Here is a 13,286-nt window from a genome sequence, read left to right as displayed (position 1 = left end):
GTTCAGGGTGAGAACATCTATTTAAATGCGGGATTTAGTTCTCTTCCATGGCTTAATAGAGTCACGATGCAAATGTAAAACATATTAAGCACATCATACTACAGTAAAAATACCTGTTTTAATAGGGATTTTTACGTATTTTATAATACTACTCAAATACTATTTAACTCTTTTTAATACAAAATCTACTTCTTGAATTAAGTTCTCTGCGGGCATAGCACCTTCAATTCGATGAATAATTCTGCCGTCTGGCCCAATAAACAAATAAGTTGGATATGAATCAATACGATAAGTAATACCTACATTTACTCCTTCAAACGAATCGCCATCAACTTTATAATTCACAAACGATTTATTAAATTTCTCCATTATCCGTGGGTCTTTAAAAGTGTTTTCATCCATCCATTTACAAGGCCCACACCAAGTTGCAAAAACATCTACAAACAGTACCTTTTTCTTGTTTTTTGCTTCTGCAAGCACTTGTTGCATCGTTTTATCATTGTTTTTCACGAAGTTTATTTGCTTGACATCACCCCTACTACAGGCATATACTAATACGATGAGGCTCATGGCACTCATCAATAAAATTATTTTTTTCATCAATAACCTTTATCTATTTGATATAGTATTTACAAATTCCTTGCCCTTTTTTATAAATTTCTAATTTCCCCACAAAGTACTTATCAACATCTATTGTATTTGTCTAATCTATTTTAAGGTTTGCTCGAAAATTCTAAGCAAAATTGTTTTGCTTCGTTCAATACCTCACTCAATATAGCATCAACAAACCGTATTCCTTGATTACCTATCGCAAAGGAAGAAAGAGAAATCAAAAACAGGAGTGACAAATTTGTTTCATATTTATAAATAAAATCAGGGGCAAAGCTTATAAAATTATACTTTTTTGCAAAAAAATATACGAATAACTGTATTCATAAAAACTTCTGCTATTTTTCGGAATATTTTCTTTTGAAATTTGTTTATAATCTAAAGACGAAATTTATTTTTGTCATTAGTCAGTATTCATTGTGGCTTAAGGCTCTAATTTTCGGTAAAAAGCCTTGTTTTTGCTGAAAATTCACTTTGACAATTTTTTACCCTTCATGACAACAACAGTTATTGAAAATAGTACTTTCCGCCAAAATCTTTGGAATTCTGCCCAAAGTCTTGCTTTTCCAACAGCCTTATGGCGTTTACCTAAACAAACTGAAAAGCACTTTCTTATTTCCTTTGACGGAATTCCACAAAAATCTAAAATTGACTTTGAAGAGCTTGGTTCTGGATTTGCGTTTTCCCCATTTGAAAATCCTGATGGGCAGCAAACACTTTTTTTAAAAGCTGATTTACACTACATTTTCGATATTAATGAGTCTAATACCAACGAATTTGTAAAAGAGGTTATTACACCATCGGCACTGAACCCAAACTTCGTGGCACTTACGAATGGCCTTAGCAAGGCTAATCCGCCCAAACAAAAAAAACAAATTTCTAAGCAAACACAACCAGAAGATTTTATTCAACTTGTCAATCAAGCAATTAGTGAAATAAAACGAGATGTTTTTAAGAAAGTTGTCCTTTCACGCACCAAACAAATAGTACTACCTTCGAATTTCGATGTCGTAAGTACATTTGATAAACTTTGCCAAGCTTATCCATCTGCTTTTGTTTCAGCAGTTTCATTGCCACATTTGGGAGTAGTTTGGATGGGAGCTTCGCCAGAAACCTTGGTAAGTCAAGATTCAAAAGGTATTTTTCGTACTATGGCTTTGGCTGGTACACAATCGGCATACGATGCAGACGGTAATCTGATTAAAACTTCTGAAGCTTTATGGCGACAAAAAGAAATCGAAGAGCAATCGTTCGTTACAAGATATATTATTAACTGTTTGAAGAAAATTAGGGTACGAGAATTTGAGGAGGAAGGTCCTAAAACTGTTATTGCAGGCAATCTGATGCACTTACGCACTGATATTCTGATTGATACAATTGCTATTAATTTCCCACAATTAGCAACTGTAATGCTCGATTTACTTCACCCTACTTCGGCCGTTTGCGGAATGCCTAAAGCAGATGCCACAGCCTTTATTTTAGCGAACGAAGGTTATGATAGAGAATTTTACAGTGGTTTTCTCGGCCCAGTAAACATACAAAAGGGAAATGGAGAAACGGAATCTCAAATATTCGTAAATTTAAGGACGATGAAAGTCGAAGATAATTTGGCTACTCTTTACGCTGGATGCGGCATTACGATTGATTCAAACCCTGAAAAAGAGTGGCAAGAAACTGAAATGAAAACCCAAACTTTGGGTAAAATATTAAATACTGAGATTTGAGTTTGTTAATACAAACTCAAATCTTCAAGATGAATATTATTTTGCCCTAAAAAACGCAGGATAGCGTGTAAACCTCAAACCAACTGTAAAATCTACTCTACTCAAATCTATCGGCTTTGCCAAATTAATCGCACCTCCACCCATTCCAAAGTCTAAGGCTCTCATTTTCCCATAATTATATCCTGCTTCTACACTCAGTATAATATCACGTCCTGTTATATCATTCCCAAGTAAAAAATCAATACCCAAAGTAGCTGCCGCCCCAAAGTCCATACCCTTGAAAGTATAATTGGCATCATCGTAATTTCCTTTATCTTTATAAAAATATGCCCCTGGAGATAAGCCTAAGATAACCATCGTCTTGAAATCAATGTTTTTTCTGAAATAAAATACAGGTCCAACATATTTTATTGAGCGTTTATTAGCAATATTTCCAGTTTCAGAAACATTAAAAATATCATTAATATATGTAATTCCATCAGCCTTATTACTAGACTGAAAATTATTAAACATCATTCCAAAACCAAAATTATCAATTGGAAAATACGCTACATCCCCCCCCCAAGTGAAACCCCTCAACAATTTTTCCTGATACGAAGAGTATGGATTATCAGTCAGAATTTTGGTCAACCTATTTCCAAAGCCCCCCTTTCCTCCAACTCTCCATGCCATATAGTTGCTAAACTCATTGTTATTTTTTTTAGGTGCCAGTGGAGCAACTTCTTTTTCTTCCTTTTTGTTTAATTTCTCACTCTCATATTTTCTTTGATTAGGCGTAATATTCTTCGAGCTTGTTGGCTTTATTTTTTCTTCTTTTTTATCTATATCACGTTTAGGCGAATTATTTTTTGCTGTCGACTTTTCTACTCCTTTTGGCTCCTTCTTCAAATCGCTACCTTTGGTTTTTGTAGACTCTGACTTACGCGTATCTACACGTTTAGTAGTTGATGAATTTACTTCTCTTGCCTCACCAAGTCCTTCAGGAAGTTTGTTTCCTTTTGTTACAATATCGTTTGGGTAAAAGTTGTATTTAAAATCTGTTACTAAATTTTTGAAAATTTCGTTTTTTAAGACTTTACCCGAGGGTGAAAGGTATGCGTACACAAAACGTGTAGGTGTTTCATCCAAAATTCGGCAACGTATCTTTTCACCTGCCTGAGTTGTAATCTGGTCTCTTTGAGCAAATGATTGTTGAGCACAGAAACCTAAAACTAAAAAAAGTACAATTATTACTTTGTTTAGTTTTGTATTGAACTGCCATTTTCTTGGAAAAATTTGAATTATTCCTGAAGAAGGAAAATGAGCGTCCTCAGTGGTCGGAAGAAGTGGTTTATCAATTTCCAGATGAAAATTATGAGTAAAGTCTAACATCTTTTTAGTGATTTATTAATTTTTCTAAGTATAAGTATACAAAAATGATACCGAAAAAAGCAATGTATTATTTAGCCATATTAAAATACTGAATATCAAATATTTACAATCTATAAATTAAACAAAATAAATTGTATTATTTCTAATTAACATTCTGTTAAAAACATTGAAAGCGAAATTTCATTTGGAATATTAACAATCTATTAACGATTTTTTTTATTTCGAATACTTGACACGAATAATTATTTTTATCTATCTTTCGACACAAAATAAAATTTATTCTACAATTTAAACACAGATATACAATATGGCATAAAGCTCTACGTTAACTAAATTGAAATACTGAAATGGGAAAAATCCAAGTTAACGACAGTGAGCTTGTATCAGCGTATATCCGTGGCAACGAAAAAGCATTTGCTACGCTTGTTCAACGTTACAAATCAAAAGTATATACCACGATTTACCTTGTTGTAAAAGACCAGTACGTAGCCGAAGATTTGCTTCAAGATACATTTATCAAAGCAGTTGAGGTATTACGCGATGGGAAATATAACGAAGAAGGAAAATTCTTGCCGTGGGTGCTCAGAATTGCTCATAACCTTGCGATAGACTATTTCCGTAGAGAGAAACGCTATCCGACCGTAGTGTTTGAAGACGGAAGTAATGTGTTTAACACTCTTGAATTTGCTGAAGATTCAATCGAATCAATGCAAATTAAACGTGAATCGCACGAACACTTGCGTGATTTAATCAAAAGATTACCTGACCAGCAGCGTGAGGTTTTGGTGATGCGTCATTACGATGACATGTCGTTCCAAGAAATTGCCGATGCTACTGGCGTGAGTATCAATACTGCGTTAGGAAGAATGCGTTATGCTCTCATCAATCTTAGAAAAATGATGGGAAAATCAGCGTATGCTTATGACACAAACCTTTACCAGCACGCAGAATGATGTTATTCGTTATTTATATAATGAAACATCAAACCAAGAAAACTCTTTCATAGAAGAAGCTCTTCTTTTTGATAAAGATTTGCTTGACTTCTACCTCGATTGTGCCGACCTGAAAACAGGTCTTGACAAAATCGAACTCACGCCATCAAACTCGGCAGTGGAACGAATCCTCGACTATTCAAGAAATTACGAGCCTAAGATTTAATTATCTTGGGCTTTTTTCGTGAATATCCTTCTTCGTATCTAATATAAGGATACGAAGCTGATTCATTTTTGTTCAATGCCAATACTACATGAATCTCAAAAGGATTTTATTTGGTATTTTATTGAATAAATAGGCATATTTGCATTTTATTTAGAGCGGATATACCTGTTTTTTCGATTGAGTTGATGAATACTATCCGCACATAGAACTCTGAATCGCACGGGCGACCCCGTCGGAATTACTCTAAATGTCATTATTAGAAACTCTATATCAGCGTTTTGAAGCCAAAACTGCTTCTTTTTTAGCAAGCTCAAATTGGAAATCGAAGATTGTAATTGTAGCCGTAGGCATCATGTTACTTTCTTTTTTCAATAATTATTCCCCACTTCGTCATTTCGGCGATTATTATACGGCGGTTGTTAAAGAAAAACGCGAGTACTTTCTCTATCAAACCATCAAAGACCGAGCAGCAAGCATTACCTATAATTGGACCTACCCAGAATTTACGGGTATGAATAACCGTACCTTCCGCCTCGCCATGCCTGCCTTTGTGAAAGTCTTTCACATTCAGCATGTAAGTGTGGTATTATATGCCATTCAACTAATTTTAGGCATTGTCTTTTTGTATATGCTTGTAAACTTTTTTGAACGAACCATTCAAGATAAATCAAGTATTTTCTACGCTGTCGTGGGGATTATTTCTACGTATATTGGCTCGTCATTTTTTATTGACAACGCCAGTTATGGCGATTTTTTTGGCTATTTTTGCCTTTTTTTAGCTATTTATTACCGTAATCCGTTATTAATATTTATTTTTATTTCTTTGGCTTTTTGGGGAGATGAGCGTGCGGGTGTTGGCTCTACTTTAGTTCTTTTATGGTGGTGGTTCGTGCCACAATGGAACGAAAATAAAGCATTTAAAATTCAAGTAAACTTACAAATGTTGGCGGTTGTTGCCTCATGGATAGCCTACGGGGTGGTAAGAAAGTTTTATTTAATTGATACCTTGGGCATGCATCACACCACTAAACCTGGAGAATTTGCCGAAATGTTTGGTGGAAGCTGGCCAGTTTGGGGCTTTAAATTCTTATGGGTTTTTGAAGGTTGGTGGATACTTATTCTATTAGCTTTTGTTTTTATGGCAATTGCTAAAGATTGGTTAAGATTATTAGCAATACTTGGGGCTTTAATGGCTATGCTGGTAGGTTCGCTTACCACTTTCGACTCTACTCGTAGTGGTTCTTATGGCATTATTGCTATTTTTCTTGCTTTAGTATTTGCTCAAAAACACCTCACTGAAAAAGAATTAAAGATATTACTTTTATTGATAGCCATTATTTGCTTCTTACACCCAATGGCTACTCGTACTGATGGGACAGGCTTTTTCTTGATGTAACAGCAATGTTTGTGTAACTTTGTGCTGTTTTGAAGGTAAAACTCATTCAAAGCTAATAAATGATGGGTTTTAAGGCCTATCTGTTTTAGAAATCTTTTTAAATTCTGTCAAAATTAGATGTGTAAACTCCTTTTAGTTGTTCCGTGCTACAATGAGCAAGAAATTCTTGAGAAAACTTACAGTACTTTATTGACCTATTTCTCAGAATTGAAGGAGCGAAATGCCATCACAGCTGATAGTAAAATTTGCTTTGTGAATGACGGAAGCCGAGATTCGACATGGATAATCATTGATAGTATCTGTAAAAGAGATGCCAACGTGATTGGTTTAAAACTTTCTCGCAATTTTGGCCATCAAGCGGCCTTAGTAGCAGGCTTACTACACCATAAAAACCAATTTGATTGCTATATTTCGATTGATGCCGACCTTCAAGATGACCTCCGTGCGATAGACAGCATGCTTGAAAAATATAAAGAAGGCTCAAAAATTGTCTATGGAGTTCGCAATGATAGAAGCAGTGATTCGTTTTTTAAACGTTTTACCGCCGAGACTTTCTATAAATTAATGCAAAGAATGGGCGTACCTACCGTTTACAATCATGCAGATTTTAGACTGATTGATAATCAGGTACTAGCAGAATTTTCGAACTTTGGAGAAACCAACCTTTTTATTCGCGGAATCATTCCAATGATTGGCTTCCAGAGCGATAAAGTGTATTACAAACGCTTAGAACGCGAGGCGGGAGAATCGAAATATCCACTTAAGAAAATGCTTATTTTCGCTTGGAATGGTATTACATCTTTTTCTACAGTTCCGATGAAATTGGTACTTTGGTTTGGTGTTATAAACTTCCTCATTGCGATGGGAATTACGGTTTGGGTATTGGTATGCAAACTATTTGGGTTCACGGTTCAGGGCTGGACTTCTATCGTCTTACCAATGACTTTCTTTAGTGGCTCTAATATGATTGCCATTGGCCTGATTGGTGAATACGTAGGCAAAATTTACGAAGAGGTAAAAGCCCGACCAAGATATATCATTGAAACGGTTCTGAATGAAGAAAATAATTAAAAATCTAACAAGATTACATAGAAATAAGGCATTGTTTAAGCTCAAACAATGCCTATTTTTTGTTTTGATATTTTCTGGTGTATATGCACAAATTCCAACCAATACTTGGCGAACACACGCCGATTATTTCAATGCCCGTGGCTTAGAGATTGTTGAAAAAAACAAAATTTACTGCTTCTCGAAAAATGGATTTTTCTTTTTTGATAAAACAAATAATCAAACAACAACTCTCTCCAAACTTGATAATCTGAGTGAAACAAGTATCGCTCAAATTCGATACAGTTCTACTCTAAAAACGCTACTCATTGCCTACCAAACTGGTAATTTAGATTTTATGAGTGTCAATGCCGAAGGTAAGCCAGATGGAATTAAAAACTTAAATTTTATTAAAAACACCGATGCCATTCAAGGCAGTAAAAGCATCAATCAAATTGAGTTCAAAGATGATTTTGCCTATTTGGCTGCTGATTTTGGCTTAGTATTAGTTGATGTAAAAAAGCAAGAAATTAAGGAAACCTACCAAAATCTTGGTAAAGAAGGCAAAAAAGTAGGCATTAAACAACTTACTTTTGCTCGGGATAGTATCTTTCTAAACACCACTGATGGCATATTAGGAGCAAAATTTTCCAATAACATTAATTTACAATTTTATGGCAATTGGAAAACCATCATCGATAATCAACTTTTCAAGGCTCCTGTCTTTCCTAAAGACGCTCTCATTGTTTCGCCTATTGAACAAGAAACCGATACTGAAGGAAAAACTTGGATAGCAGATTCTCAAAATGGCTTAATTTCTAATCTGCAAGGAAGTTTTAAAACTTTTAGCCCAAATGGTGTGAAGGGTGATATATTTTCCGTTTATTCTCAGAACCAGAAAATTCATGCGAGTGGGATTTGGGGCAATACTTTCAATGATAACATCTGGCAAAATGTAGCACTCAATCAATTACCGCAAAACAATAAAACAATTACGGATACTTATGGTTATCGTTGGCAAATAAATGGGCAAATATTAAGTGTGGCCGACCCCGCCACGAATCGCTTACGATATTATACTTCCAGCAATGAGCTACCAAGCATCTATGTCAATTCTATAGCTTTAGACCGAGATAATTTACTTTGGATTGGTACTACCAATGGAGTAGCTGTGATTATTACTTCAAAAGATATTTTTACTACATCAACCAAACCTTATACGCCTTTTTACAAAACCCGCCGATTACTTTTACAAGAGGTTGTCAACAAAATTGTAGTGGATGGTGGAAATAGAAAATGGATTGCCACACAAAATGGTCTGAATCTTTTTTCTGCCTCAGCAGATGAACAAATCTTAAATTTTACAGAAGAAAATAGCCCGCTTTTTTCAAAAAATGTCATTGATTTAGCCCTTGACCCGCTTTCGGGCGAACTATTTGTGCTTACCCAAGAAGGCCTCCTTTCTTACCGAAGTGATGCTTCAGATGCCAATGAAAATTTTAGTAAAATCAAAATCTTTCCGAATCCTGTTCGGCCAGAGTTTTCGGGAGAGCTAACCATTACAGGTTTAAGAGAAAATACCAATATCAAAATAACCGATGCCGCAGGACGGCTGATTCACGAAACTAAATCGAATGGCGGAACGGCCATTTGGAATCTCCAAACTCCACAAGGTGAACGTGCTTCTACGGGTATTTACATGATTTTGGGAGTATCAGAAGATGGTTCGGAGAAGTTTGTTGGAAAATTTGTTGTAATCAAATAAAAACATGAGTTATCCTATATCTTTAAACAAGAGTATGGGATAATTTACTCGAAAGATTTGTTTTCTTGCCGTCAGTTTTAACTGATGGAATCCAGCAAAAACAAACTTGACTTCAGTCAAACTTAAATGGCTCGACTAAAGTCAAATTTTGAAATCATACCAATATCGTCAGCTAAAGCAGACGGCAATGAGTTATTTTCTTAATGATATTTATTATTTCTAATTACTTCGTTACTAATTTGGTAGTAACATAAAAATTCTCATCAACTTTCAATTCTGACTTGCCTTTGATGATTTTCCAAGCAGTTGTTGGATAAATAAACTCTTCTTTTCCGCCATCAATGGTCACTTTTACAGGCATATCAAAACCTTCTACACAATTATTCCAACGATAACTAATTTTATTATTCTCTAAAGAATATTCCAAAACAGGAATTCTGACATCACGCAAATATTGGTCAAAAATCTTATCTAAATCTCGGCCTACGTTTTTCGATAAATAATCTTCGATTTGCTGAGTCGTAACGGTTTGGTGATAAAAAGTCTTATTCAAACCTCTCAAAATTTGACGCCATTTTTCGTCATTATTTGTAATTTGGCGAATCGTATGAAGCATATTTCCTCCCTTTGGATACATATCACCCGAGCCGCTTTTGTTCACATCATACGAGCCAATAATCGGAATATCATTTCTGATTCCCTTACGAGTACCAATTACATACTCTGATGCTGCTTTTTTGCCAAAATAATACTCGGTGTAAAGACTTTCTGAATAGTTCGTAAAACTCTCGTGAATCCACATATCGGCTACGTCCTTATAAGTAATATTATTGGCAAACCACTCATGCCCCGACTCGTGGATAATGATAAAATCCCATTTCAAACCCCAACCCGTACCAGACAAATCTCGACCTAAATATCCATTTTGATATTTATTTCCATAAGTCACCGAACTTTGGTGTTCCATTCCCAAGTACGGCACTTCTACTAATTTATAACCATCTTCGTAGAAAGGATATGGGCCAAACCAATGTTCAAAAGCCTTCATCATCATGCCTGCTTGCTTGAATTGCTCTTTAGCTTTGTCAAGATTTTCGGGCAAAACATAATAATCCATCGTTAGTTTCCCCTTTTCGCCATCATAGATTTCTCCAAAATGCACATAATTACCAATGTTTACATTTACTCCATAATTATTGATAGGATTCTTCACAAACCAATCGAAAGTTTTTGTTCCATCGGCATTTTCGGTAGTTTTTCTAAGCCTTCCATTCGACACATCCATCAAACCTTTTGGTGCGGTAATACTGACGAGCATACTATCACATTCGTCATACATGTGGTCTTTACAAGGCCACCAAGCACTCGACCCTAATCCTTGGCACGAAGTAGCCACAAAATCGTTGCCCGCTTTATCTTTCACCCATTGAAAGCCGCCATCCCAAGGTGGACGCTTCGCTACAATTGGTTTTCCAGAATAAGTCACCACGATTGACTCGTTTTTGCCTTTTACTTGGGCTTTTTTCAACGAAATCATGTAGGCATTTGCTCCGTCTTTTTTGAAAGAAAGTTCTTGTCCATCTTGTGTAACTTTCTCTATTTGTAAAGGTGGTTGAAGGTCAATTTGAATAGTTTGGTAGGGCTTTAGCACTTCATAAAATACAGTTGTGCTACCAGCAATTGCTTTTTCGGCTGGATTTACTTTTACTCGAAGTTCGTAATATTTCAAATCCCACCACACACGCTCAGGTGTGATGCTCCCACGTAGTGAATCTTCACGAGTAAATGTTTCTTTAGATTTTTGGCCACAGGCTCCGATAGCTGAAAGAAAAGGAAGGAAAAAATAAGTGAGCTTTAGCAATTTCATAAAATGCAAATTGATTGTTGGAAGTGAATAAACGGATAACAAAAAAATTGGAGAATACTCCCCAATTCTCACCCGAATTTTTCGCAATATAACCAAAAAATATATCTGCACTAAAGCTTCATTCCTAAAACCTATCTAAATTTATAATTCTCTATAACGAAGTATTGCCTTGCGATGGTGCAAGATATGATAATGCATAAAATAATAAAACTCTCTGATAGTCAGATTTTTAAGCAATGGATGCTTGATACAATATTCATCTAAATCAGCTTCTGAATAATTGTCAAGCAAGTCTGATAAAGTTTGGTGATGTTTTTTGAAACTTTCTATTAAAACCATTTTTGAAGGATTCTCAGGCATTTGTGGCACAAAGCCTCCTCTGGCCGTCACACCTGTCCCCAAAGCAGTCAAATATCGCTCTACTAAGCCTTCATACGATAATGTTGGACGGTCTATTTTACCAAACTGTTGTTCAAGAAAAGTCTTTGGTAGAGCCAAACCTTGATTCAAACCTTTCACCGACTGAGTTAGGTGCAGTATATTTTCGGCAATTGACCATTTTTCTCCGATTGGTGCAAAAAAGCGGCTTTCTTCGATGTTTTCTACATCCGAAACAATTGTTTGATAGCATTCTTCTAATGCTTTTTTTAGTTCTTCTTTTGTCATCTTTGTAGGACAAGTTTTTAACTTGTCAGTTATGAGAGAATAATAATTTCAAAAAATCATGAACGAAGTCGGAGCTTCGTTCCACAGTAGGAATCATGAGAGCATTCATAAACGTATGCTCTCTGACCAAATTACCTGTTAACACACTATAAAACTTGTCATCGACACAATTTTTAAAATTGTGCTACTGCATTTTTTCTAATTTTTCTAAAATTTTCAGCCAAATTGTATCCCTAAATTGTCGTTTGAAAAAACCAAAATGGTCGATTTTTTTTACACCCAATTCCGCAGGAACAAGTTTTTCGGAAGTTAATCCTTTATCAGTTTTGAAATGCTTCAACAAAAGTGGCACGTTTCGCTCATTGGCAATGGGGTCGTCAGAGGCCCAAAAATGAGCAATTGGGAAACTTAATTCATGGTAATGCCCTTGTGGAACGCTCTTTTGGAAAAATTTTTCATCCCAAAAATAATCTGGTTTACTACACCAATCAGCCCAATCTTTCACGATATTTCTTGGTAAATCTTCCATTATTCCAAAACGTTTGGCCGCCACATATCCTGTCAAAGCCACACTAATCGGACGGAATATATAGAAAAAGAAAAGCGTTTGCAGGCGATAACCTAAAGGCATATTTCTCCAATAGCCCGAACCCGAACCAACAGCCACCACACCACTGAGTTTTTGATAATTATGCATCAAGCCAAAGTTCATTCCTCCAACACTGTGTCCAAGCAATAATTTTGGCAAAGACGGATACTTTTTATCTAAAAAATCTAAAACAGCGGGCATATCTTGTGTTCCATACTCAATATAGTTATAGGTACAGTCTTTTAGTGATGCAGGTGCAGATTCGCAAGTACCACGGTAATCAAATGTGCAAACTGCATAAGAATGCTCAACTAAAAACTTAGCAAACGGAATGTAGAATTCTTTCTTTGCTCCAGTACCAACCCAAAGCTGCACCACAGCTTTGGGTTCTTCTGGCTCCAATAGAATGGCCGCCAACTCAACGCCATCTTCACACCTGATTTTTAGCTTTTGCATTATTTATATTATACCAAACGTTTGTTTTATTCTCAATTCTCAATTCTCAATTCTCAATTCAATTTCATCATGGTTCTGGCAAACGTATCGTATAGGAACTGTTTGTCACCATAAAGTTTCGTAAACATCGTTGCTCCCTCAAATTCCATGATGGTTTGTTGAGCTAAGCGAAATGATTGTTCTGGACTTTTTTTATTGACAAAAATTGTTTGTAAAGCCTTGGTCCAATCGTCCATAATTGTTCGGAGAACGGGCTGAAATTCAGGTACAACACCCACAGTTTCGAGCGTTGTATTACCAATTAGGCAGCCACCTTCTTTTTCCAAAAGCAATTTTCCCATCTTTTTCAAGAGCTTTTCCATCCTTTCTTCGGGAGATAAGGCTTCATCTTGAGCAATCGGGAAAATTTTTTCCATTAACAAGCGATGAATCGACTCCAGCAAGTCTTTCATGAGCATTTCCTTACTCGGAAAATGATAATAAAGACTTCCTTTCAATAAACCACAGGCTTCAGCAAGGTCTTGCATAGAGGTATTATGATACCCTTTCACCCGAAAAACATCGGCCGATTTTAGCAATATTTCTTCTCTTGTAATTTTTTGAATTGGCATTTCACTTAATTGCTAATTGTATTTTAA

12 protein-coding genes are annotated in these 13,286 nt (G+C 35.7%); 6 read left to right on the top strand and 6 right to left on the bottom strand.

Translation table 11 applies throughout. From position 1 onward, the window contains the following. Positions 1-159: 159 nt before the first annotated feature. Positions 160-600: a thioredoxin family protein gene (locus tag EMTOL_RS21775; protein WP_015029190.1), complete on the bottom strand. Its 441-nt coding sequence runs from the start codon at positions 598-600 to the stop codon at positions 160-162. Between the two features lie 503 nt (positions 601-1,103). On the opposite strand from EMTOL_RS21775, the gene EMTOL_RS10135 reads away from it, so the two are divergent. Then, positions 1,104-2,333, top strand: coding sequence for an isochorismate synthase (locus EMTOL_RS10135; RefSeq protein ID WP_015029189.1), 1,230 nt, complete (start codon positions 1,104-1,106; stop codon positions 2,331-2,333). A 36-nt stretch (positions 2,334-2,369) separates the two neighbouring features. Here EMTOL_RS10135 and EMTOL_RS10130 read toward each other — a convergent pair whose 3' ends face one another. Beyond that, complete coding sequence (locus EMTOL_RS10130) at positions 2,370-3,704, bottom strand: hypothetical protein (RefSeq protein WP_015029188.1); 1,335 nt, start codon at positions 3,702-3,704, stop codon at positions 2,370-2,372. A 347-nt stretch (positions 3,705-4,051) separates the two neighbouring features. On the opposite strand from EMTOL_RS10130, the gene EMTOL_RS10125 reads away from it, so the two are divergent. The 5 genes from EMTOL_RS10125 (at position 4,052) to EMTOL_RS21770 (ending at position 9,070) form a co-directional block, all read left to right on the top strand. After that, the gene (locus tag EMTOL_RS10125; RefSeq protein WP_015029187.1) at positions 4,052-4,657 is read left to right on the top strand and encodes an RNA polymerase sigma factor; all 606 of its coding nucleotides are present in this window, start codon (positions 4,052-4,054) and stop codon (positions 4,655-4,657) included. Further along, positions 4,626-4,862: a hypothetical protein gene (locus tag EMTOL_RS10120; protein WP_041693509.1), complete on the top strand. Its 237-nt coding sequence runs from the start codon at positions 4,626-4,628 to the stop codon at positions 4,860-4,862. The genes EMTOL_RS10125 and EMTOL_RS10120 overlap by 32 nt, the downstream gene beginning before the upstream one ends. 247 nt (positions 4,863-5,109) lie before the next feature. Further along, the gene (locus EMTOL_RS10115; protein ID WP_015029185.1) at positions 5,110-6,258 is read left to right on the top strand and encodes a hypothetical protein; all 1,149 of its coding nucleotides are present in this window, start codon (positions 5,110-5,112) and stop codon (positions 6,256-6,258) included. Between the two features lie 117 nt (positions 6,259-6,375). After that, the gene (locus EMTOL_RS10110; RefSeq protein WP_015029184.1) at positions 6,376-7,329 is read left to right on the top strand and encodes a glycosyltransferase family 2 protein; all 954 of its coding nucleotides are present in this window, start codon (positions 6,376-6,378) and stop codon (positions 7,327-7,329) included. Further along, positions 7,313-9,070: a PorZ beta-propeller-like domain-containing protein gene (locus EMTOL_RS21770; protein WP_015029183.1), complete on the top strand. Its 1,758-nt coding sequence runs from the start codon at positions 7,313-7,315 to the stop codon at positions 9,068-9,070. The genes EMTOL_RS10110 and EMTOL_RS21770 overlap by 17 nt, the downstream gene beginning before the upstream one ends. Positions 9,071-9,293: 223 nt before the next feature. Here EMTOL_RS21770 and EMTOL_RS10100 read toward each other — a convergent pair whose 3' ends face one another. The 4 genes from EMTOL_RS10100 to EMTOL_RS10085 all read right to left on the bottom strand — a co-directional run bounded on the left by EMTOL_RS10100 (position 9,294) and on the right by EMTOL_RS10085 (position 13,259). Beyond that, on the bottom strand, positions 9,294-10,937 hold the full coding sequence (locus EMTOL_RS10100; protein ID WP_015029182.1) for a M1 family metallopeptidase: 1,644 nt from the start codon (positions 10,935-10,937) through the stop codon (positions 9,294-9,296). Between the two features lie 141 nt (positions 10,938-11,078). Further along, positions 11,079-11,603: a DinB family protein gene (locus EMTOL_RS10095; RefSeq protein ID WP_015029181.1), complete on the bottom strand. Its 525-nt coding sequence runs from the start codon at positions 11,601-11,603 to the stop codon at positions 11,079-11,081. Positions 11,604-11,787: 184 nt separating this feature from the next. Further along, on the bottom strand, positions 11,788-12,648 hold the full coding sequence (locus tag EMTOL_RS10090) for an alpha/beta hydrolase family protein (protein ID WP_015029180.1): 861 nt from the start codon (positions 12,646-12,648) through the stop codon (positions 11,788-11,790). A gap of 53 nt (positions 12,649-12,701) precedes the next feature. Next, positions 12,702-13,259 (bottom strand): TetR/AcrR family transcriptional regulator, encoded by a 558-nt coding sequence (locus EMTOL_RS10085; protein ID WP_015029179.1) that lies wholly within the window; start codon positions 13,257-13,259, stop codon positions 12,702-12,704. Positions 13,260-13,286: the final 27 nt, after the last annotated feature.

The organism is Emticicia oligotrophica DSM 17448, assembly GCF_000263195.1.
Classification (GTDB): Bacteria; Bacteroidota; Bacteroidia; order Cytophagales; family Spirosomataceae; genus Emticicia; species Emticicia oligotrophica.
This window is presented reverse-complemented; position numbering and strand designations above follow the sequence as displayed.

Bases quoted from the DNA above. Each gene is read 5' to 3' on its own strand.
- EMTOL_RS21775 (WP_015029190.1), bottom strand. From the start codon at position 600: ATGAAAAAAATAATTTTATTGATGAGTGCCATGAGCCTCATCGTATTA.
- EMTOL_RS10135 (WP_015029189.1), top strand. From the start codon at position 1,104: ATGACAACAACAGTTATTGAAAATAGTACTTTCCGCCAAAATCTTTGG.
- EMTOL_RS10130 (WP_015029188.1), bottom strand. From the start codon at position 3,704: ATGTTAGACTTTACTCATAATTTTCATCTGGAAATTGATAAACCACTT.
- EMTOL_RS10125 (WP_015029187.1), top strand. From the start codon at position 4,052: ATGGGAAAAATCCAAGTTAACGACAGTGAGCTTGTATCAGCGTATATC.
- EMTOL_RS10120 (WP_041693509.1), top strand. From the start codon at position 4,626: ATGACACAAACCTTTACCAGCACGCAGAATGATGTTATTCGTTATTTA.
- EMTOL_RS10115 (WP_015029185.1), top strand. From the start codon at position 5,110: ATGTCATTATTAGAAACTCTATATCAGCGTTTTGAAGCCAAAACTGCT.
- EMTOL_RS10110 (WP_015029184.1), top strand. From the start codon at position 6,376: ATGTGTAAACTCCTTTTAGTTGTTCCGTGCTACAATGAGCAAGAAATT.
- EMTOL_RS21770 (WP_015029183.1), top strand. From the start codon at position 7,313: ATGAAGAAAATAATTAAAAATCTAACAAGATTACATAGAAATAAGGCA.
- EMTOL_RS10100 (WP_015029182.1), bottom strand. From the start codon at position 10,937: ATGAAATTGCTAAAGCTCACTTATTTTTTCCTTCCTTTTCTTTCAGCT.
- EMTOL_RS10095 (WP_015029181.1), bottom strand. From the start codon at position 11,603: ATGACAAAAGAAGAACTAAAAAAAGCATTAGAAGAATGCTATCAAACA.
- EMTOL_RS10090 (WP_015029180.1), bottom strand. From the start codon at position 12,648: ATGCAAAAGCTAAAAATCAGGTGTGAAGATGGCGTTGAGTTGGCGGCC.
- EMTOL_RS10085 (WP_015029179.1), bottom strand. From the start codon at position 13,259: ATGCCAATTCAAAAAATTACAAGAGAAGAAATATTGCTAAAATCGGCC.